This window comes from Chitinimonas naiadis (assembly GCF_054780835.1).
This window is the reverse complement of the sequence record NZ_BAAGVO010000004.1, coordinates 1,448,663-1,468,572: the sequence shown is the minus strand read 5'-3', so window position 1 is coordinate 1,468,572 and position 19,910 is coordinate 1,448,663. Positions and strand designations below refer to the sequence as shown.

At 59.5% G+C, this 19,910-nt stretch carries 21 protein-coding genes; 11 read left to right on the top strand and 10 right to left on the bottom strand.

The window, feature by feature from the left end; translation table 11 throughout:
* Nucleotides 1-94: 94 nt before the first annotated feature.
* Together ACYVHK_RS13115 and ACYVHK_RS13110 are read left to right on the top strand one after the other, a co-directional pair.
* Nucleotides 95-610: a hemerythrin domain-containing protein gene (locus ACYVHK_RS13115; RefSeq protein ID WP_460532568.1), complete on the top strand. Its 516-nt coding sequence runs from the start codon at nt 95-97 to the stop codon at nt 608-610.
* Nucleotides 611-1,031: 421 nt separating this feature from the next.
* On the top strand, nt 1,032-1,487 hold the full coding sequence (locus ACYVHK_RS13110) for a sensor histidine kinase (RefSeq protein ID WP_460532565.1): 456 nt from the start codon (nt 1,032-1,034) through the stop codon (nt 1,485-1,487).
* 514 nt (nt 1,488-2,001) lie between these two features.
* Here the strand turns inward: ACYVHK_RS13110 and ACYVHK_RS13105 are convergent.
* The 3 genes from ACYVHK_RS13105 to ACYVHK_RS13095 form a co-directional block, all read right to left on the bottom strand.
* Nucleotides 2,002-2,526 (bottom strand): hypothetical protein, encoded by a 525-nt coding sequence (locus tag ACYVHK_RS13105; protein ID WP_460532562.1) that lies wholly within the window; start codon nt 2,524-2,526, stop codon nt 2,002-2,004.
* Nucleotides 2,527-2,911: 385 nt separating this feature from the next.
* Complete coding sequence (locus tag ACYVHK_RS13100; protein ID WP_460532559.1) at nt 2,912-3,286, bottom strand: hypothetical protein; 375 nt, start codon at nt 3,284-3,286, stop codon at nt 2,912-2,914.
* Between the two features lie 46 nt (nt 3,287-3,332).
* Nucleotides 3,333-3,872, bottom strand: coding sequence for a carboxymuconolactone decarboxylase family protein (locus ACYVHK_RS13095; protein WP_460532556.1), 540 nt, complete (start codon nt 3,870-3,872; stop codon nt 3,333-3,335).
* Between the two features lie 135 nt (nt 3,873-4,007).
* On the opposite strand from ACYVHK_RS13095, the gene ACYVHK_RS13090 reads away from it, so the two are divergent.
* A complete protein-coding gene (locus tag ACYVHK_RS13090) occupies nt 4,008-4,931 on the top strand; it encodes a LysR family transcriptional regulator (protein ID WP_460532553.1) in 924 nt (307 codons plus the stop codon).
* A 34-nt stretch (nt 4,932-4,965) separates the two neighbouring features.
* Here the strand turns inward: ACYVHK_RS13090 and ACYVHK_RS13085 are convergent, their stop codons facing one another.
* Together ACYVHK_RS13085 and ACYVHK_RS13080 are read right to left on the bottom strand one after the other, a co-directional pair.
* Nucleotides 4,966-6,225, bottom strand: coding sequence for a putative Na+/H+ antiporter (locus tag ACYVHK_RS13085; protein ID WP_460532550.1), 1,260 nt, complete (start codon nt 6,223-6,225; stop codon nt 4,966-4,968).
* Between the two features lie 256 nt (nt 6,226-6,481).
* The gene (locus tag ACYVHK_RS13080; protein ID WP_460532547.1) at nt 6,482-7,813 is read right to left on the bottom strand and encodes a chloride channel protein; all 1,332 of its coding nucleotides are present in this window, start codon (nt 7,811-7,813) and stop codon (nt 6,482-6,484) included.
* Nucleotides 7,814-7,973: 160 nt separating this feature from the next.
* Between ACYVHK_RS13080 and ACYVHK_RS13075 the strand changes: the two genes are divergently transcribed.
* Nucleotides 7,974-8,345: a hypothetical protein gene (locus ACYVHK_RS13075; protein WP_460532544.1), complete on the top strand. Its 372-nt coding sequence runs from the start codon at nt 7,974-7,976 to the stop codon at nt 8,343-8,345.
* 92 nt (nt 8,346-8,437) lie between these two features.
* On the opposite strand, the gene ACYVHK_RS13070 is transcribed toward ACYVHK_RS13075, so the two are convergent.
* Nucleotides 8,438-9,031 (bottom strand): TetR/AcrR family transcriptional regulator, encoded by a 594-nt coding sequence (locus ACYVHK_RS13070; RefSeq protein ID WP_460532541.1) that lies wholly within the window; start codon nt 9,029-9,031, stop codon nt 8,438-8,440.
* A gap of 169 nt (nt 9,032-9,200) precedes the next feature.
* Here ACYVHK_RS13070 and ACYVHK_RS13065 point away from each other — a divergent pair, with 169 nt between their 5' ends.
* Nucleotides 9,201-9,593, top strand: a complete 393-nt coding sequence (locus tag ACYVHK_RS13065) for a RidA family protein (protein WP_460532538.1) — start codon at nt 9,201-9,203, stop codon at nt 9,591-9,593.
* A 161-nt stretch (nt 9,594-9,754) separates the two neighbouring features.
* Here ACYVHK_RS13065 and ACYVHK_RS13060 read toward each other — a convergent pair whose 3' ends face one another.
* Nucleotides 9,755-11,155, bottom strand: coding sequence for a hypothetical protein (locus ACYVHK_RS13060; protein ID WP_460532535.1), 1,401 nt, complete (start codon nt 11,153-11,155; stop codon nt 9,755-9,757).
* Between the two features lie 190 nt (nt 11,156-11,345).
* Nucleotides 11,346-12,242, bottom strand: a complete 897-nt coding sequence (locus ACYVHK_RS13055) for a LysR family transcriptional regulator (RefSeq protein WP_460532532.1) — start codon at nt 12,240-12,242, stop codon at nt 11,346-11,348.
* A 257-nt stretch (nt 12,243-12,499) separates the two neighbouring features.
* Between ACYVHK_RS13055 and ACYVHK_RS13050 the strand changes: the two genes are divergently transcribed.
* Genes ACYVHK_RS13050 through ACYVHK_RS13035 form a run of 4 tightly spaced genes read left to right on the top strand, consistent with a single transcriptional unit; the run spans nt 12,500 to nt 16,035 of the window.
* On the top strand, nt 12,500-13,126 hold the full coding sequence (locus tag ACYVHK_RS13050; RefSeq protein ID WP_460532529.1) for a paraquat-inducible protein A: 627 nt from the start codon (nt 12,500-12,502) through the stop codon (nt 13,124-13,126).
* Entirely contained in the window at nt 13,123-13,755 is a 633-nt protein-coding gene (locus ACYVHK_RS13045; RefSeq protein ID WP_460532526.1) for a paraquat-inducible protein A, read from the top strand. The genes ACYVHK_RS13050 and ACYVHK_RS13045 overlap by 4 nt, the downstream gene beginning before the upstream one ends.
* Complete coding sequence (locus tag ACYVHK_RS13040) at nt 13,748-15,418, top strand: PqiB family protein (protein ID WP_460532523.1); 1,671 nt, start codon at nt 13,748-13,750, stop codon at nt 15,416-15,418. The genes ACYVHK_RS13045 and ACYVHK_RS13040 overlap by 8 nt, the downstream gene beginning before the upstream one ends.
* Nucleotides 15,415-16,035, top strand: coding sequence for a PqiC family protein (locus ACYVHK_RS13035; RefSeq protein WP_460532520.1), 621 nt, complete (start codon nt 15,415-15,417; stop codon nt 16,033-16,035). Before ACYVHK_RS13040 ends, ACYVHK_RS13035 begins: the two co-directional genes overlap by 4 nt.
* Nucleotides 16,036-16,097: 62 nt before the next feature.
* Here the strand turns inward: ACYVHK_RS13035 and ACYVHK_RS13030 are convergent, their stop codons facing one another.
* Both ACYVHK_RS13030 and ACYVHK_RS13025 read right to left on the bottom strand, forming a co-directional pair.
* On the bottom strand, nt 16,098-16,991 hold the full coding sequence (locus ACYVHK_RS13030) for an SDR family oxidoreductase (protein ID WP_460532517.1): 894 nt from the start codon (nt 16,989-16,991) through the stop codon (nt 16,098-16,100).
* Nucleotides 16,992-17,145: 154 nt separating this feature from the next.
* Nucleotides 17,146-17,883, bottom strand: coding sequence for an SDR family oxidoreductase (locus ACYVHK_RS13025; protein WP_460532514.1), 738 nt, complete (start codon nt 17,881-17,883; stop codon nt 17,146-17,148).
* Between the two features lie 281 nt (nt 17,884-18,164).
* Here ACYVHK_RS13025 and ACYVHK_RS13020 point away from each other — a divergent pair, with 281 nt between their 5' ends.
* Both ACYVHK_RS13020 and ACYVHK_RS13015 read left to right on the top strand, forming a co-directional pair.
* Nucleotides 18,165-18,899, top strand: a complete 735-nt coding sequence (locus ACYVHK_RS13020; RefSeq protein ID WP_460532511.1) for a substrate-binding periplasmic protein — start codon at nt 18,165-18,167, stop codon at nt 18,897-18,899.
* Nucleotides 18,900-19,064: 165 nt separating this feature from the next.
* Nucleotides 19,065-19,850, top strand: coding sequence for a 3-hydroxybutyrate dehydrogenase (locus tag ACYVHK_RS13015; RefSeq protein WP_460532508.1), 786 nt, complete (start codon nt 19,065-19,067; stop codon nt 19,848-19,850).
* Nucleotides 19,851-19,910 lie beyond the last annotated feature (60 nt).

Genomic DNA, 19,910 nt, shown 5'->3' with positions numbered 1-19,910 from the left:
GACGACGTCACCGCGCCGAAATGATCATAGGCGCGCCGGTTGCTACTCCTACTACACGACACTCACCGAATGTCGTCCTAACTGGGGTATTGCAATGACTACTGTTCAACCGAAAAAGACCCAATCCACCTCCGGCCGCAAGGATACGGCACCCAACGCCGTCGATATGCTCAAGGCCGATCACAAGAAGGTCCAGAAGATGTTCAAGGACTACGACAAGTTGATCGGCAAGGGGGATACCACCGAACGTTCTGCGCTGGCTGGTCAGATATGTGAGGAGCTTCGGGTTCATACCGAGCTGGAAGAGACGCTCTTCTATCCGGCCATGCGTCTAGACGAAGAAAGCGACAGGCTGATTGATGAGGCTACGGTGGAGCATGCGAGTGCGAAGGAATTGATCGCACAACTCTCGGCCATGAAGCCGAACGACCCACTCTACGACGCCAAGGTGACGGTGCTGGGGGAGTACATCAACCACCACGTCAAAGAGGAAGAGGAAGAGATGTTTCCGCTGGCCAAAGCGAGGAAGCTCGACCTGATCGAGATCGGTGAGGCAATGAGCGTCAAGAAGGCTGCGCTGACCGCCGGCAAGGTCAACAAGCCCTCATGAGATGAGGGGGCCTGGCTTGCCTAGCTGGGGGGCTATCCGTCTTTCCTCCGCCCTGCCGGGCGTAGTAGCCGGATAGGCCCGCCGTCATCGCGAAGCTGGCCTCAGTCTGCCATCAGTCAGAGGCGTGGAGGGGAAGCCGCACAGTCCCCCACCCACCGCCCTCTGATTGGGGGTTTCTGTCCTGCTTGGCAGGCCGCTGCCACTTGCCATGCGGGCGATCCGGCAGGAATGAGATTGCCACCCCAGCGCGGTCTGATACTTGTGTGCGCTGCCGTACAGACTTTGCGTCGCCATTTCCCCATGCTCGCGTATCTGTATTTAATGACCAGCAACGTTGACTGATGCGCTGATAGCTCATCGAAGGGGCTCCGACTTGTCATGCGGAGAATTGGATTCAGGGGTTCAGATCAAGCCGACTGCGATGGAATTTCTAGCCGATGCACTTCATGCGGTTATCGCCGACTGGAAGATGTTGCGTCCGGACCGCGAGATCGATGCGGTTATCTGGATATCGCGGAGCGTCCATTGCGACCTGCTGCGAGTCCAGCAGCTACTCTCGAACCTGTTGGATAATGCGCTCACCTACGGCGCTTCCGAATCGCAGGTGACGGTGAACTGCCTGACCGAGGGTCAATGGCTGACTCTGTCGGTACACAACTTCGGCGCGCCATTTGATCTGGATCGACTCCCGGAAATCTTTCAGTCAGGTGTACGTTTTCTTGACGGCCTGCAACTGGGTGGATTGGGCCGGGGGCTCTACCTTTGCCATGAGATTGCAAAGGCCCACGGGGGTTCGCTGGAGATATCCTCGAACCAGATCGAGGGCACCTTGTTTCGCGTGAATTTGCCCCTGCTTTCTCAGCAGGGCCTCAGCTAGCACTGCCGTCCCCTGTGGCGAGTCGGGATGCGGGCAAGTCTGAATCTCCAATTCGTCTATGCGCTGTGCGCCCCGTGCGTACCCCGTATGACGCTGCATGAGCCGCGGCGAGGTTGGGCCGGGTCTTCTGCGGACCGTTCCGATTCTGTGAGCAGGCGTGGCATCGCATCGAAATCATCCCAGACTTCATTGAGCCATCCATCCCAGGCGTCCTGTACTTCTCCGCCAAATTCCCATTTCGCAGACTTGTTGGCTTGCGGGTTCATGTGACCCATGGCGTGTTTCCTATCTTGGTGATCAGTGGTGATATACAGAAAGGGGCAAGCGTCGTACCTGGGACCGTACGGTCAGAAATCCATGATCGCGGCCTTAATCGGGTGCTTGATCCTGCCCGGAAGCGAGGAGGCGGAAGACAAAAAGATCCAGCCAGCGTGTCTTTCGAAAGAACTGCAAACGCATGGCTGGATTAAATGCCAATCAATGATTCATCCTCGCTTTATCTGGCTAACCGCAACTAGCGCATGGGGCGGTTTGAGCGCTGGTCATCGTGCAGATTGTTGCTCGAGCGAAGCGATGGGGCCGAGAAGGACCGGTTTTCACGCAATTGCGATTGATTCGCGCGGGCGGTGTCTTCGATGTTCTCTGCTACTGCAGTGAAATTCTGCTGGAACGATTCGATGTACGCGCTGATTGCACGATAGAAGCGCATGGTGGTCCGTTCAGAAGTTGCCCAATACAGATGGATTGCCTCTCCGGTAGCCACCCCAAAGGCTTCTGGATAGGAGAGGGCTCGTCCGGTGTTGCGGGTCAGACCGGAGGGCGCCGATTGTCGCTGCGCGTTCTGGTCCCGCATCCGCGAATCCATCTCATCCCTGGTCATGTCTTGCTGCCTGTTCTCGACTTCGCGGTTGGGCTGCATGTTTCCCGTTTCATCCTCGACGGGCGAGGGGCGCGGTGGGTCACCGGCTGGTGGCTTGCTGGTGGGGCCATCGGTACGGGGCGGGTTGGTATTGGGCTGCTGCTGATTGGGTATGTTCATGTAGACCTCATGTGAGTAAGTCGAATCGGAGACGACGGTGATAAGTCGTCCGTGGCTTCATCACAGTGGTGTCTTTTCAATCAGGTGTCAGTGCGCTGTCGCACGTACGCGGGATAGCCGTCGCCGCCCGTTCGCGGGAGAAGGCTTTTTCCGGTTTGGTCTACGGTGTTGTGTATTTGTACCGGCCTGCCTGCTGCGGATTCCGGCGAACTTGACCGGCAATTCCGGTGCTCATTGACTACCGGCACCTAGCTGTGCCGGTGCTGATTGTTCGGATGGTGCAAGCAAAACTAATTCAAAAGACGCCTTGGTAGGCCTGCTAGCAAATAGAAAATGCCCGGAGCGATGCTCAGGGCATTTATTGCACGCCAATAGTAAGGACGGCTTACTTAGTCATGTCGACGTCGTACCAAGGCGTGACATTGATTGGGCAGCGGTAACGAAAGCCGTCAGCGGTTACCGTGACACGGGCCGACTTGGTTTCGTTTGGCTTTAGCCCAAACCCACCCAGCAGTTCATGCGTTTTTTGATCCTGTACATTGAAGCCCACAAACTTACCGGCTTTGTTGGTGACCACGAAATCGTACTCACCCGGTTTCAAGTCGGTCAGGGTTTCCTTCGCGGCGAAGTAACCGTTGTACTCCGTAAGGTGGATGGTGGTCACTCCATCCTTGGTGACGGGCGAGGCCGCCAGTGCGGGGGCAATCATGGCGACAGCCAAAGTCAGTTGGGCAGCAAGCTTGGTAATAGCGATACTCATATTGGCTCCGAGGTAAAGTCGTTGGAACGTTAGCTGCGTGGGCTGTTTACTTGGCCGAAACCTTCGGGAAATCGATATCGGTTTGGGCGACGTTATTGACATAGTTGGTCAGTACATTCAGCGCGACCACCAATACGATTTCGATAACATCCGCTTCATCAAAGCCAGCCTGATGCAGGGCGCTCAAATCGGAATCACTCACACGGCCACGGTCAGCAGCGACACGATAAGCAAACTGCAAAGCAACAGCAGTCTTGGTGTCGCTGCTACGGTGGTCACGCGCCGCAGCAATTTCTGCTTCGCTCAGTTTGGCGACATTCAAGCCCAGATAGGTGTGGGCGGAAAGGCAGTAGTCGCAGCCGTTATATTCTGCAATCGCCAGCGCAATTCGCTCACGAAGCGCGGCATCCAGTTTGCCCTTGTTCAGCGCGCCGTTCAGCGACAGATAGCCTTCCAGCGCAGCAGGGCTGTGTCCTACTAGCTTCATGAGGTTTGGAACAATGCCCAGCTGTTGCTTAACGGCGGCCAAGAGAGGCTTGCTGGCTTCGACGGATTGTTCGATGGTGGGGATGCTGATGCGGCTCATGATGATTTCCTTGGCTAAGTAAATTTCCAGTTCGCATCGCCCAGTGCGTTGCGAGTGACGACACTTTGCCAAAATGCACCAAGCTGAAGAATAGTCGTATTATGCAATTAATTATTCCACCTGAAGGAATTCAAGATGGACAGACTGCACTTGATGGCCGTGTTCGTGGCGGTGGGCGAGGAAGAGAGTTTTTCCGCCGGGGCACGACGCATGGGCATGTCGCCACCTGCCGTGACGCGCGCCATTTCGGCACTGGAAGACAAACTGGGTGTAAAGCTGCTTCTTCGGACGACCCGCTATGTACGGGTCACCGAGGCTGGTCAGCGCTATCTAGATGACGCGCGTCGTATCCTTGAGGAGGTAGATGTGGCTGATGAAGCGGCCGCTGGTATCAATGCTGCACCACGAGGGCATTTAACGGTCACCGCGCCAGTGCTGTTTGGCAAGATGTTCGTTATGCCCGGCATTCTCGAATACCTGAATCGCAACCCGGATGCTGACGTCTCGGCATTATTTCTTGATCGCGTCGTCAACCTGTTAGAGGAAGGCGTAGATGTGGCGGTTCGGATTGGACCGCTGCCTGATTCAAGTATGCGTGCCATCAGGGTAGGCCAGGTCAGGCGCATTCTCTGTGCCTCACCAGGCTATCTCGATCGACATGGTGAGCCCCGAACTCCAGAGGAACTCATCGGAAGAACAATCATTGCTGCCAGCAGTGTTTCGCCGACGGTGGAATGGAAATTCGGGCCGGAGCAAAGCCCTTGTGTGATCAAGTTGAAACCCCGCCTGACCGTAACCAGCAATGACGCCGCGATTGACGCTGCGAGCAGTGGCATGGGAGTTACCCGTTTGATGTCCTATCAGATCGGACCGCAACTGGAAGCGGGTAGGCTGAAGATCGTGCTTTCAGAGTACGAGAACGCACCTCTCCCAATTCATATCGTGCATCGAGAGAGCAAATATGGCTCAGCTAAGGTGCGAAGCTTTATCGATCTGATGGCCGATCGTTTGCGTGCAGACAAGCATCTAAATAAAGGCTTGCGCGCTGGTGCTTATTAGCCGGCCATAGATGATTTAGGTTCTCACGTTCTGATCAAAGTATACGGAATGCCAGGATAGCAACGATGGTTGGTGGCAATGCCGCCGCGAGCAGGCCGATTGGATGCACGGCACCATCAGTGAACTTGTCACGCAAAATTGCGATGCCCGCAGGATTTGGCGCGTTGGCGATGATGGTCAGCCCGCCTCCTGTCACTGCGCCGGCAACCAGGGCGTACTTGAAGTCATCACTCAAGCCTTCTACCAGCGAACCCAGGTATGTCAGTGCGGCGTTGTCGGTCAGCGCCGTCAGTGCCGTCGCGCCGAAGTAGACCGCATCGGCGTTCATTTTCATCAGTAGTGGCTGCAGCCACCATTGCTGCTGCCCTCCCAATACCACCAGTCCCGCGAGGAAGAAGGCCACCAGCAGGCCCTCGCGCAGGATTAGCCTGTCCTGGTGCCGCTCGTAAGCGTTAGCGACACCGAGGAAGAACAGGAACAGGCCCATGAAGATAGCTGGATGATGGGCGAAGATCACAACCCCGAGCATGAAGAGCAGGTGGACCGCAATCAGGGTTTTGGGCACTGCATTGGCTTGTTCGCCGGTAGATTGCGCTGCAAGATCAAGCAGCTCCTTGCGGAACAGCAGGGCCGCACCCAGAGCATTGATGATGACTGCCACGGCCGCTTTCCAACCAAAGGTCGACATCATGAACAGGATGTCCCAGTTCCACTTGGTGGCCACCATGAGGACTGGTGGAGCCGCAAAGGGCGTCAAGGTCCCGCCGATGGAGATGTTGACGAACAGCACCCCCAGTGTGGCGTATTTGAACCGTGTCGAGATCCCGGCACCGAGGTAGCGGTCGCGCAAGACCAGTGCTGCTAGTGTCATGGCAGCCGGTTCGGTGATGAACGACCCCAGCATCGGCACGAAGGCTAGAACGACAAAGTAATGGGCGATGTTGGCAGGCAACGGGATGACTTTGGCCACCATCTTGACGCTGGCCATGGCGAACTGCAGCACCGGTTTGGTACCGGCAATCACCATGATTGCGAACACAAACAGGGGTTCCGTGAAATTGCGGGTATCAATGTATTCCGTCGCCGCCGCTTTGCCTTGCAAGGCGAACATCACCAGCATCAGCACCATGGCCCAGAAACCAAAGACCACCTCTACTTCGCCGAGCAGATGCCAGACGCCTGCATGGCGGGGGCGACTGTGTGCCAGATGCTCAAAGAATTTGGTCGAGAAGGTGTGGATTAGCGCAACGGCGAATAGCGCTGCGCCGACGATTTCGATGGTTGTGGCGTGCATAGTTATCAGTATTTATTTTGGTGATTGGCACAAGCGGTCCGAACAAATTGTTAATCTGGACCGTGAGAGCGAGATATTAGCGCAGGCAAGCTGCGCTCACCTCGCGAGTACTTTGGGGTCTTGCTGACGTCGGTGAGCTCAGAGTTATCCGATAAGTGCATTTGTTCAAATGCATTTGATCGTGGTACTTTGGTGGCCAAGCTTCATCGTAGGCCGGCGACCGACATTACCGACCAGTGCGATTAAGGCAGCGCCTCTATGGCGCTGTCTTTTTGTCAGCTTCCGCCGTTGCATTATTCAACTGGCATGCCGCAAGCGTGTGGTAGAGCGCCGGACTGAAGAGCTTGCTTATCAGCGATGCAATCAGAGTAGCAGCCATGAGGCTGAGTACCATTTCATGCCCGTCGATCATCTCCATCACAATGATGAAAGCGGTGATGGGCGCCTGGGTCACCGCCCCGAGAAAAGCGGCCATGCAAAGTGCGTAGATGCTGGCGCTTGGCACACTGGCGTTGAATAGCGGAACCAGATCATGGCCAATGCCAGCACCGACTGCCAAGCTCGGGGCAAAGATGCCGCCGGGGATTCCGCTAAAATAGGACACCAAAGTGGCAACCAGCTTGGATGGTGCAAAAAACCATGAAGCGCCATCGGGGCTCGCCAGCATGGCCCGAGTGGCTTCGTAGCCAGAGCCAAATGTTGCACCGTTGGTCGCATAACCTAGCAGGGCGACGATCAAACCGCACAACCCCGCAAACTGCACAGGTCGTATTGCCCTCAGTCGCCCCAGCGCACCCGGCCAAGGCCTTGTGGCCCAAAGCAACGCTCTACTGAACAACCCGCCAACGACGCCACAGGTCAGACCGCATACCATCACAGGTAAGACAATGGCGCTATCTACACCCGATACGGCGAAATGGCCAAAGTACAGGTAATTGCCCTGCAAAGAGATTGATACCATCCCGGCAAGTACTATCGCCGTAAGCAATACACCGTTGGTCTTTTGCTCAAATTTTCGGGACAGCTCCTCGATCGCGAATACGATCCCTGCCAACGGCGTATTGAAGGCTGCGGCGATCCCAGCAGCGCCACCAGCAAGGATAAGATGGCTATGCACTACCGTATGATCCCTAGGTAGGAAACGACGTAGCGAATACATGATACTGGCGCCGACCTGTACCGATGGACCCTCTCTGCCGGTTGAAAATCCTATGCCAACTGCTATAGACCCAAGCCCTATCTTGGCAAGGGCGATGCGGACCGAGAGAAAACGCCCCACGTCGGCACCTGCATCTTCTGCATGCAAGGCGGCAATCGTTTGGGGAATGCCGCTCCCTTCCGCCCCACGAAACCAACGTCTGAGCACGTAAACAACCAGCATACCCCCCAATGGAGTTAGCAGCAGCGGTACCCAGTTGGTCTGAACATACAGGTGACGAAACGGATGCCCAAACTGTTCAGTCAGGCGGGCAAACAAAACAGTGACAAGGCCGAGCCCAGCGGCGCCACCCCAGATCACAACCCGCCCCAACCACGGTCCAGGCTCATGCAGTCGATGTTGCCTCAGTGCTTGAATGACGTCTTGCATGGGGAGGGGCACTTTGCATTTGAATAAATGCAATTGTATACCCCCGAGGCTTAACTCTCCCTAAACCGCGACGGTTCTATAGCCATCGCCAAAGTGAACCACGGTGGCACCGTCTCAGGATTGAGCCGAAGTCAGTGAAGGAAAGCGAGGCGACTGGCGCATGAAGTTGATGAAGGACAGTGGCGTCAGGGTGGATGAAGCGGTGACCCACGCGATGAGCATGAAGCTGGTGATACATGGCCGCATTCAACTCGTCGTGCTATCCGATATGGAATTGAAGATGAATACGGACGCGGCCGGCTTAGCGGTGAATCGCCTGGCGCCAGCGTTTGTCATCTCGGAAGCCCCGGCTTTCATGGCGTTCTCCAGGGGGACGCCCGAGGCAACCGTCAACCGATGGTGGCAAGCATTCTCTGACTTCCAGGCTTCAGATGTCCCCGCAACGCTAGCAAAGAAGTGGGGGGACGTTCTGGGCGAGCCAATGGCCTATGCGCCTGACAAGGGTTTTTACCTGACCAGAATAAGCAAGTGAAGTAGAGAGGGAGCGTTGGTGGACAGACGACATACAAGATCTGCCCCTGGCAAGTGTGGCGGCTGTCGCTGACTTTCTCTGGATAGTGTGGTTTATGCAGGTCTCAAAAGGCCCTTGGCCAGGCATTGAAAAGCCTCAATGGCTTTGGGCAATGCATGCTTGGCATCGTCACTTGCAGCCACCCAAAGTGCAGCATTGAGTGCGGCGCCGCTCAATAGCCGGGCGGCGGCTTCGGGATCAACGGGTTCGAGGGTGCCTTGTGCAATGAGGCGCTCCACGGCTTGTTGGGTTACTTGAAGGCAACTGCTCTGGCTGGGCCATCGCGATGGGTCGCCTAGTACTGCGGGGCCGTCGAGCAGGACGATACGCTGTACTTCCGGATCCACCGCCATCTCGATATAGGCCGCGCCTTCCGCAAGTAGCCCCGCCCAGCCGTCGCCGGTTGCGGCGCCAGCCTCCCGGGCACGGTTCGCCATCTCGCCATCCACCTGGGCTACCACGGCGGCAAACAGCCCCTGCTTGTTGCCAAAGTTATGGTACAGCGCCCCGCGCGTTAGCCCTGCGTCTGCGGTCAGTTCGTCCATGGATGCTTCCGCGAAACCCTTTTCGGCAAATGCCTTGCGAGCCGCTGCGATCAGCTTGGCCCGGTTTTCTTCCATTGTGTCGATACGACGTCTTGCAACCATAGCTCACCTAAATCTCAGATACGGTGCGTATCTGAATTGACATACGAAGTGTATGTGGCATCATTCCACATACGAGCCGTATATTAAATCACGTTGCTTCCCTTGGCGGCCCAACTGTCAGCATCAGTTGGATCCTGGCCTGGGTGGCGACATCTGAAAGGATCAAGACATGTCAAAGCGCGATGCCGTTTTTCCTGCAAATCGCCACGCCCTCTATGAGGCGCACGGCTATTCTGCAGCAATCCGCTCCGGCGATCTGCTGTTTGTCTCCGGGCAGGTTGGTAGCCGTCCCGACGGCTCGCCGGAACCGGATTTTGCGGCTCAGGTCCGGCTGGCTTTCGCCAATTTGAAAGCGGTGCTGGAGGCGGGGGGCTGCACCCTGGATGACATCGTCGATGTGACGACTTTCCACACCGACCCAGAGAAGCAGTTCGAAACCATCATGGTGGTGAAGGGCGAGGTGTTTCCGACGGCGCCTTATCCGAACTGGACTGCGATCGGCGTCAACTGGCTTGCCGGTTTTGATTTTGAAATCAAGGTCATTGCTCGTATTCCTGACTGAATGGCGTCATGGGCGCTTTACTTGCCGATCTGCGCAACGGATACGGCCTGGCAGGCTTTCAATACGGCGCAATGCCCTGCGGGGATTCGCCCTACGAGGCTGAGGGACGGGCATTGCATTGGCATGGAGGAAGGCAACGCTTTACCCGATGCATAAGCCCCTCACGCTCCCTGGTCGTTCTCTTCCTTCCACGCCAGCAGGGCTTCGATCACGTCATCTACGCCTGAGGAGAGCAGGGCATCCAGCGTGTCGTAGTCGCCGGGTGTTTCGTCCGCCATCAGCGCTTTCAGGCTGGTGTAGAGGTTGTCCCACTCGTCCTGGTTGTAGTACAGCGCCCCGAACCGGCCCGCGCGGGTGAAGTAGTAGTGGGTGTGGGCGTTGCTGTCGTGCAGGTAGGCGCCAAAGCAGAAGAAGCGCTGGTTGATGTCGTCGATTTCCGATGGCTTGAAGTAGTCCTCAAACTCCGGTCTTCCGCCCCAGACGTGGTCGATCGACGCGGCCAGGCCGGCCGCCGTGGGCATATAGCCGCCGTCGACATTGCTATACAGCGTAATCGAACCCCATTCTTCGCTATCGCGCATCTGGAGCGCGCCGGTGTTGCAGAGCAGGTCGCGCAGTGATGCGGGGATCGGGCAGTTTATCTGCGACTCGATTTCGGCCAGGTGGGCCTCGGTTTCCCGAGCGTTGATAGTGAGCTGGTTCCAGTCGTAGTCGTCTTCATCCTCCGGCGCTACCTTGAGCAGCTTGTGCATGGCCTTGAAGCGCGCAATGGCTTGCTGCCAGGTTTCGCCTGCCTTGCCGTGACGTAGCTTCTCGATCGGAGCGCCTTGCTTGAATGCCTGATAGTCCGGGGATGCAATGGCCGCCTGCAATGCGGGATTGGTGATGCTGACGTAGTACTCGTCCTCCGCCTTCTTCTCCAGTTTCAGCAGGGCTTCGAAGTACTTCTTGCCGTACTTGGCCGGATCTTGCAGGTAAGCTGCCTGATACACCGTTGCGCTGGTCTCGTAGTAGTCGATGTAGGGGTCCAGGTATTCGCTGTAACCGGACTTGATCTTGAAGCACCGTTCGATCTCGGCCACTGCCAGTTTCAGATCGCCAGCGCAGAGTGCTTCCAGCGACAGCAGGGCATGGCTGGACCGGAACAGGGCGCGCAGGCTGATATAGCAGCTGCTATAGAGCAAGTCCTTGTCTTTGGTCATGAAGGTGTCGAGTACCGTGCGTACGGTCTTCAACAGCACCTGATGTAGCGCCAGCGAGCTGACCGTTTGCTGATGTCCCAGGTAGTACCAGGCCCAACCCAGGTACTCGGGGCCATTCACGGCATTGGGTGGAACGCCTAGATGCTCGATGGCGATACGTTGTTTCAGGAGCAGGACGTACTGCTTGTAAAAGTATCCCCAGCCGTCGTAATAGTCGTTCTTGAGCTCGTTGAAGCTGGTTTGTTCGAGCTTGGCTCTCGTCTGCTCCAGCAGCGCCTCGCACTGGTCGAATTGATGCGCCGCGGTCTTCTTGTCGGCGGCGATGAGGAGGTCGAGTATGGCTTCGTAGGTCTTGTGCATGATGTGATGTGGGCCGGGCCCGTGCAGTACAACCAGCGTGCGCTCTTGATTCAAGGCGCTGGTGCCGGGTAAAGCAGGGGTGGTTGGCGCTATCGGCAGGCTGTTTGCCGAGATGATAGCAGCAGGTAAAGGGCCTGAACGATACAACCACCATGCCGCTGGGACAGTCGTGGGTGGTGTTCTTCAGCCATTAGCGCACAGGCTTGAAAACCTCCGCCAACCAATCCACAAATACCCGCACCCGTGGCGAGAGCTGGCGGTGGTGGGGATAGAGCACCGATACCGGCATCGGTGCAGGGCGCCAGTCGGCCAGTACCTCGCATAGCTCGCCGGAGTTCAACTGCGCTTCAAGATGGTAACGCGGTGCCTGGATCAGGCCCAGGCCGGCGATGCAGCAGCCGGTGTAGGCCTCGGCATTGTTGACGGCGGTGGCGCCCTTCATGAGCACCAGCCGGTTGACGCCATCGACGATGAACTCGAAGGGGTAGGACTTGCCGGTGACGTTGGAAAAGTAGTTCACCGCCGTGTGGTCCTTGAGGGCTTCCAGCGTGGTCGGCTCACCGTGCTTGTCCAGATAGCCGCGGCTGGCGACGGTGACCTGATCCAGTTGGGCGATGCGCTTTGCCACCATGCTGGAATCGCGCAGCTCACCGGCGCGCAGTACGCAATCCACGCCTTCGCGTATCAGGTCGATGGTGCGATCACCCATGCCGATATCGAGCTCCATTCGTGGGTAGCGGGCGTAGAACTCCGGCAGGCGGGGGATGACGAAGTGGTTGGCGAGGGTGGGCTGCATGTCCAGCCGCAGCTTGCCTTTGGGATTGGCCGCCATGTCGCTGAAGACCGATTCGGCTTCTTCCAGATCCGCCAGCAGGCGTATGCAACGCTGGTAGTAAGCGTCGCCATCCAGCGTGGTGCTGACGCTACGCGTGGTTCGTTGTAGCAACCGCACCCCCAGCCGCAGTTCCAGTTGCTTGATAGTGTAGGTGACGGTGGCGCGGGGCAGGTCCAGATCGTCTGCGGCGCGGGTAAAGCTGCCGAGTTCGACGATGCGGGTAAAGACCTGCATGGCTTGGTAGCGGTCCATGGGCGGGGATGCTGGATTGTTGTGGATGGTAGAATAAATAGAATGAAACTTGCCGGCTTGTCTAATTTGTTGCTAACAAATGCGCCGGACGTTGCAGGCATGTTGTGGGGCGGGAACGAATTATCCCGGGCCGGCCAAGTCGAACCCCAAAGCGCAAAAGGCGTTTCAAGGCCGCTGGCTGGTTTATAAAGGGACAGCCGGTCCTGCAATTGACGCATCACCCTATACGGCAGAGGCCGAGCTGTTGAAAACAATGAATGACTACACGCTCGATTAAAACCTTCCCCGATCTGATCGCCTGCGAGCACTGCGATCGGGTCTATCAGCGCGCCGATCTTGCGCCGCATGAGGTTGCGCGCTGCGAAGGGTGCGAGGCGGTGTTGTACCGTGCCGAGCGTTTCAATATCGACCAGTGGCTGGCGCTGACTTTGACCGCCGCCATCGTGTTCATCCTCGCCAATACTTATCCGGTCATCCGGATCAGCATGCAGGGCCAGCATAACGAGGCCACGCTGTGGCAGTCGGTCGAGGCGCTGGGGCGCGGGCCGACGGCGCTGATCGCGGTTCCGGCAGCATTGACGGTGATCGTGGTGCCTTTCCTGCAGATTGCGCTACTGGGCTGGGTGTTGATCCACGCCCGGCTGGGCCTGCGCTCGCCGGGTTTTGCCTTGTCCATGCGCGCGCTCAGTGCGCTGCGGCCTTGGGGCATGGTGGAGGTCTGCCTGGTGGGCACGCTGGTTGCTATCGTCAAGCTGTCGAGCTATCTCTCCGTCGTGGGGGGGCCGGGCATCTGGGCGACGGCAACCCTGACGGTGTTGCTGGTGATCATCGCCAACCGCGATACCCATTGGTTGTGGGATATTAGCGCGCGGGAGTTGCCATGAGCCGGCCGCCCTATGCCCGTGAGCTGAAGGTGACGAGCTGCCGCGCCTGCGGGCTGGTCTGCGAAGACGTGCTGCCGAAGGATGGGGCCGCGATGCGTTGCCCGCGCTGCGACGCGTCGCTCTACCGGCGCCAGCCCAATAGCCTTGCCCGTTCTGCGGCCTATCTGATTGCGGGCATGGTGTTCTACATCCCCGCCAACGTGCTACCGGTGATGTACACCAGCAAGTTCGGGCAGGGGACCGACAGTACGATCCTGACCGGTGTGATGGAGTTCTACCACGACGGCGCCTGGGATATTGCGCTGATCATCTTTGTCGCCAGCATTGTGGTGCCGTGCACCAAGTTCCTGGCGATGGGTGTGCTGTTGCTGACCAGCTACCGGCGCAGTACCTGGGCGATGCGCGAGCGGGCGAGGCTGTACCGCATGGTCGAATTCATCGGCTACTGGTCCATGCTGGATGTGCTGGTCGTGGCGCTTGTCGCGGCGCTGGTGCAGTTCAAGGCACTGAGCTATGTGGAGCCGCGCATCGGCATCCTGTTCTTTGGCGTCGTGGTGATTCTCACCATGCTGGCCACCCTGAGTTTCGACCCCCGTTTGATTTGGGACGGCGAGGATACTAATGAGTGACACCCCCGAGCAGCCATCCAGCCAGGTGCCTGGCAAACCGCAGGTCGTCAGGCCGCGCTGGCGTTTTTCGCCGATCTGGCTGGTACCCATCATTGCGGGGCTGGTCGGGCTCTCCATGCTGTTCCAGACCTGGTATTCGGCCGGCCCCAAGATCACCATCAGCTTCCAGAGTGCGGCCGGGCTGGAAGTAGGCAAGACGCAGGTGCGCTACAAGAACGTGATCATCGGCCATGTGGTCGGCATACGGTTGAGCGAGGACCATGCGCAGGTCAGGGTCAAGGTGGCGCTGAACAAGGATGCCGAGAGCTTTGCGCGCACCGATTCGCGCTTCTGGGTGGTGCGGCCGCGCATTGGCGTGGGCGGGATATCGGGTATCGATACGGTGCTGTCCGGCGCCTATATCGAGGTGGATTCCGGCAGCTCTACCGAGACGCTCAAGGATTTCACCGGGCTGGAGAACCCGCCGACGGTGACCCACGGCACGCCGGGCAAGGGCTTTGCGCTGCATGCTGCGGATATCGGCTCGCTCGATATCGGTTCACCGGTCTACTACCGGCGGATACCGGTCGGGCAGGTGGCGTCCTATCAGCTCGATGCCGACGGCAAAGGCGTGACGGTGCAGGTGTTCATCTATGCGCCGAACGATCGTTTTGTCACTGCGGATTCCCGGTTCTGGAATGCCAGCGGGCTGGATGTCTCGCTCAGCGCTGATGGCTTCAAGCTCAACACCCAATCGGTCGCGACCGTGCTGGCCGGCGGTATTGCCTTTGCGACGCCGGACTACAGCCGCACGGCCGCACCGGAGAACACCCGCTTTGATCTGGCGTCGGACGAGAAGCTGGCCATGGCCGGGCCGGATGGCCCGCCGCAATACCTGCGCATGCGTTTTGATCAGTCCCTGCGTGGCCTTGCGCCGGATGCGCCGGTCGAGTTCCTGGGCATCAATATCGGTCGGGTGGAGGCGGTGTATGTGGATTACGATCCGGTCAAGCAGCGCTTCCCGGTGATTGTGGATGCGGTGGTCTATCCGCGTCGGCTGGGCCATGTGCATGAAAAGACGGTGAACATGGATGGCGACGAGCAACTGCAGACTGCCCAGTTCGTGCGCACCATGGTTGATCAGGGACTGCGGGCGCAGGCGCGTACCGGAAACCTGCTGACCGGTCAGTTGTTCATCTCCTTCGACTTTGTGCCCAATGCCCCCAAGGTACCGTTCGACGTGAAGGCCGATCCGCTGATCATGCCGACGGTGCGCGGCAGCTTCGACAAGCTGCAGGAACAATTTGCCAGCATCGTGGCTAAGGTCGACAAGATTCCGCTGGATGCGATCGGCCGGCATCTGGATGACAACCTGCAGGAGCTGAACAAGACGCTGAAGCAGGTGAACGGCCAGGTCCTGCCCGAGGCCAGGACGACCATGCAGGAAGCCCAGAGCACGATGAAGGAGGCCAAGCGCACCTTCAATACCGTCAGCGAGGCGCTGGGCGAGGATGCCCCGCTGCAGCAGGACCTGGGCCAGACGCTGCAGGAACTGCAACGCAGCGCACGGTCGCTGCGTACGCTGACCGACATGCTAGGCCGGCATCCTGAAGCCTTGCTACGCGGCAGGCCGGCGGGCAGTAGCCCACCGCCTGCAATCCAACCCCAGGAGCCCGCCCGATGAGTCGCTCAATCCGCCTTGGCGCCGGCCTGGCATTCGCCACCTTGCTGGCCGCCTGTGCTACCTCCACCCCGGTGCACTACTACACGCTGACCCCGCCGGATGGCGGCGATGACATCGCCAGCACGGCACCTTTCCTGCTCGACCTGCTGTCGGTGACGGTGCCGGTGGAGGTGGATCGGCAGGAGCTGGTGGTGAGGCAGGGCACCGGTACGCTGGACCTGCTGGATGGCGAACGCTGGGCGGCGCCCCTCGGCGACGAGATCCACGCCGCGCTGGCCACTAGTCTCGCCCGCAAGCTGGGTGCGCAGAACGTGGGTGCGCTGCCGAAGTCTGCGGACAAACCGGTGTTGCGCGTGAAGCTGGCGGTGCGCCGTTTCGATGCGGCGCCGGGCCAGTACGCCGCGCTGGAAGCCGACTGGAGCCTGGTCTGGGCGGATGCAACGGACAAGCGCCGGCTGCTGTGCGGTAGCCGGCTGCGTACCCCCGTGAGCGCGGGCTATGCGGGGGTGGTGCAGGGCTACCAGCAACTGCTGCATACCTTGTCCGGGCAGATCGCCGCGGCGGCCGCTAGCTGGGCCAACGGGCAGGCCGGGCAGTGCCCGCCCGGTAAACCATAAAGGGATGAACCAACAAAAAAAGCAGGCCGTGAGCCTGCTCTTTTTTGTTGCATCGTGTCGACTTAACGCCGGACGGCCGGCACCAGCAGGTCGGCGATGCCGATCCGCTCGGCGAAGTCGATGCGTACCTGTTCCGCCAGTTCGGTCACTTCCTTGGCGCCGTCACCGACAAAGTCGATTACCGAACGGGCCGGCCGCTGGCCGTGCGGCAGGCTGACGATGCGGGTGATCTCGTCGGCCACGGCTTGTGGGTCCGCATGGTCCGGTGTGAGGGCGCTTAGGCGGGCGCCGACCTGGTCCATCAGGCCGTCGTAGCGGCCGTAGGCGGCTTGGTTGGACTCATCGGCCGGGCGCCCGGCGCTGGGGAAGTGATCGGTCCCCCGGGTGAAGGCGCCTGGTACGACGATGCTGGTTTCGATACCGAAGCGGGCCAGCTCGTACGACAGGGTGACGGCCAGGGAGTCCATCGCGGCCTTGGCGGCGGCATAGGGACCGAGGAAGGGTGGGAAGCCGCCACGGACGGTGGTGCTGCTCACCCACAGGACCAGGCCGGATTCCTGTCGGCGCAATACCGGCAAGGCGGCACGGTTGACGCGCTGGGTACCGAGGAGGTTGGTATCGAACACCTTGAAGATTTCTTCCGGGGTAAAGGCTTCGGTCGGGCCGATCACCAGGTGGCCGGCGTTGTGCATGACCACGTCGAGACGGCCCTGTTCGGCGACGATGGTCTGGACCGCCTGATCGGCCGAAGCTTGCGACAGTACATCCAGTTCCACGGCGTGGAGCGTGGCGCCATGTTCGGCGGCGTAGGCTTTCAGCTCGGCCACCTTGCCGGCATTGCGCCCATGGATGTCGCGCAGGCTGGCGTAGACGATATGACCAGCCCGGGCCAGGGTCTGGGCGCTGAGCTTGCCGATGCCGGTGCCTGCACCGGTGACGAGGACGACGGATTTCATGGTGGTTCCTTTTCGGTTTTCAACGTGCCGAGGGTGCTGGGTGGCACCTGGCGGGGCTGGCCCAAGCTGTGAGGGAGCGCGAGCATTGATTCTGTGAACGGCCGAGCGTAGCGAGGCTTCTTCGCGGCGGCGCGGCAAGCTTCGCTAAGGCGATTCAGACCATGCCGCCATTGGCGCGCAGGGTCTGGCCGTTGATCCAGCCGCCGTCCGGGCCGACCAGGAAGGCGACGGTGTTGGCGATGTCTTCCGGCTTGCCTAGGCGTTCCAGCGGGTTCAGCTTGGCGAGCCGGTCTATGGTTTCGTCGTTCTTGCCATTGAGGAACAGGTCTGTCGCGGTAGGGCCGGGGGCGACGGCGTTGACGGTGATCTGCTTGCCGCGCAGCTCCTTGGCGAGGATGTTGGTCATGACTTCGATCGCACCCTTGGTGGCGGCGTAGATTGCGTAGCCGGGCAGGGCCACGCCGATGACGCTGGTCGAGAAGTTGACGATACGGCCACCGTGTTCGAGGCGCCGGGCGGCCTCGCGCAAGGTGTTGAAGCTGCCCTTCACATTGATGGCGAACAGCCGGTCGAAGGTGTCGTCGTCGGTATCGGCCAGCGTGGGCAGGTGGGAAGGCAGGATGCCGGCGTTGTTGACGAGGATATCGACCTTGCCGAAGGCGGCGAGGGTGGCGTCGAACAAGTTGCGGACGGCGGCGGGATCGGCCACATCCCCTTTGACTGCGATGGCGCGGCCGCCTTCGGCACTGATCCGGGCGACCAGGGCCTCGGCCTCGGCACTGCTGCTGGCGTAGTTGATGACGACGGCCATGCCGTCCTTGGCGAGCCGCTGGGCGATGGCGGCGCCGATACCGCGGGAAGCACCGGTGATGATGGCGACGGGCTGGTTCATGGTCTTGCTCCTGTGTAGGTTGGGCGATCTGGATGGAGACCGCTGTCGGTCTCGCTTCAGTGGTTGCCATTCTTCACTAGGCAGGCATTCGGATAAATCGACGTAATTTGCGAATACTGTGCAAATTTCATTAACAATGTGGGCGTTTCTTCTGGCGTAATCGGGCGTGAAATCCTTCGGCCCAGGCACTAGTATCAATAGCGATTCACCGGTTCCCCACGGCCCCTGGCCGGCACAGGAACGGTGCCCCTGTCGAAGCCAGCCCTGATGTGCGATTACCCATGCCCCTGTACCACTCTCTTTGTCGCCTGCTTGTCGTGCCGGGGCTCTGCTGCCTCGCGGTGGCTGGCTGGGCGCAAGACACGCTGACCTTCTATTATCTTGAGCGGCCACCTTATGTCAGCAGCAATGCGCAGGGCGTGGTCAGTGGTGTGACGGTGGCGCCGGTCGAGCGGGCGCTGCGGGCGGCGAACATTGCCATCAAGTGGGTCAAGGTGCCCTGGAACCGGCAGGTGGCCCTGATCCAGGCCGACAAGGACCGGGTGTGCGGCACCCTGTTCTACAAGACGCCGGAGCGGCAGCGCTTTGCCAAGTTCTCCATCCCGTTCTACCAGGACCAGCCGCTGGTGTTCATCACCCGGGACGACTATATGCTGCCGGAAGGCACCTTTATCGGCGTGATGCGCAATAAGGCACATCGTTTCATCATGAAGGAGCGGGTGGCCAGTGCACCAGGCGCGAGAGCGGCGATCGACGAGGCGCGTTCGCACACCGTGTTCACCTATTATGAATCGGCCGAGATCATGGACATGCTGCTGCGTGGTCTGGGTGATGTGATCCTGTTGCCGGGCGAAGAGGCGCGCTACCTGGTGGAGCAGCGCAGCGGCCCCGGTAGCGGGCTGCGTATCTGGCAACCGGACGGTATGCCGGAAGGTGCGCAGCGGCACGTCATGTGCAGCCTGTCCGTACCGGACGAATGGATGCAGCGCATCAATACCCACCTCGCCAAGCCCTGAGCCGTCTCGCCGGCATCAGGTGGCAACGCCCGACAAATAGGCAAATCAGCCGGGAACCCATTGTGCATCGGCAGCACGAAGCTATTCGTACTACGCTGCATTGCAGCATGGCGACGATGCTGATCGTGGCCATCTCCCCATCATTCCATTGCAGGAGGACACCCCATGGCACGACTCGACGGCAAGGTGGCATTCATTACTGGCGCGGCCAGCGGTATCGGCAAGGAGATTGCGATCGAATTCGCCCGGGAAGGGGCCAAGATCGTGATTGCCGACTTGAACAAGGAAGCCGCCGATGCGGCGGCGGTCGAGATTGCCAAGTTCGGCAGCATGGCGATCGGCGTGGGCGTGGACGTGACCAGCGAGGAGCAGGTGGATACCGCCGTGCAGACCGCCGTGCAGGCGCTGGGCAATGTCGACATCCTGATCAGCAACGCCGGCATCCAGATCGTCCATCCCATTCAGGAGTTCAGCTTTGCTGACTGGAAGAAGATGCTGGCCATCCATCTGGACGGTGCCTTCCTGACCACCCGCGCCTGTGTGAAGCAGATGATCGCCAGTGGCAAGGGCGGCAGCATCATCTATATGGGCTCGGTCCACTCCAAGGAAGCGTCCTTGCTCAAGGCACCTTATGTGACGGCCAAGCACGGCCTGATCGGCCTGGCCAAGACGGTGGCCAAGGAAGGCGCCGAGCACAATATCCGCGCCAATGTGATCTGTCCGGGCTTCGTGCGCACGCCGCTGGTCGAGAAGCAGATCCCGGAGCAGGCCAAGACGCTGGGCATCAGCGAGCAGGAAGTGATCAAGAACGTGATGCTCAAGGAGACGGTGGATGGCGAGTTCACCACCACGGCGGATGTCGCCCAGGTGGCGCTGATGTTTGCATCCTTCCCCACCAATGCGCTGACGGGTCAATCGCTGGTGGTCAGCCACGGCTGGTTCATGCAATAGGCCGACATACACGGAGAGGGTGAACGTCTATGTTGATGATCACCGGGCGTATGTGCACGG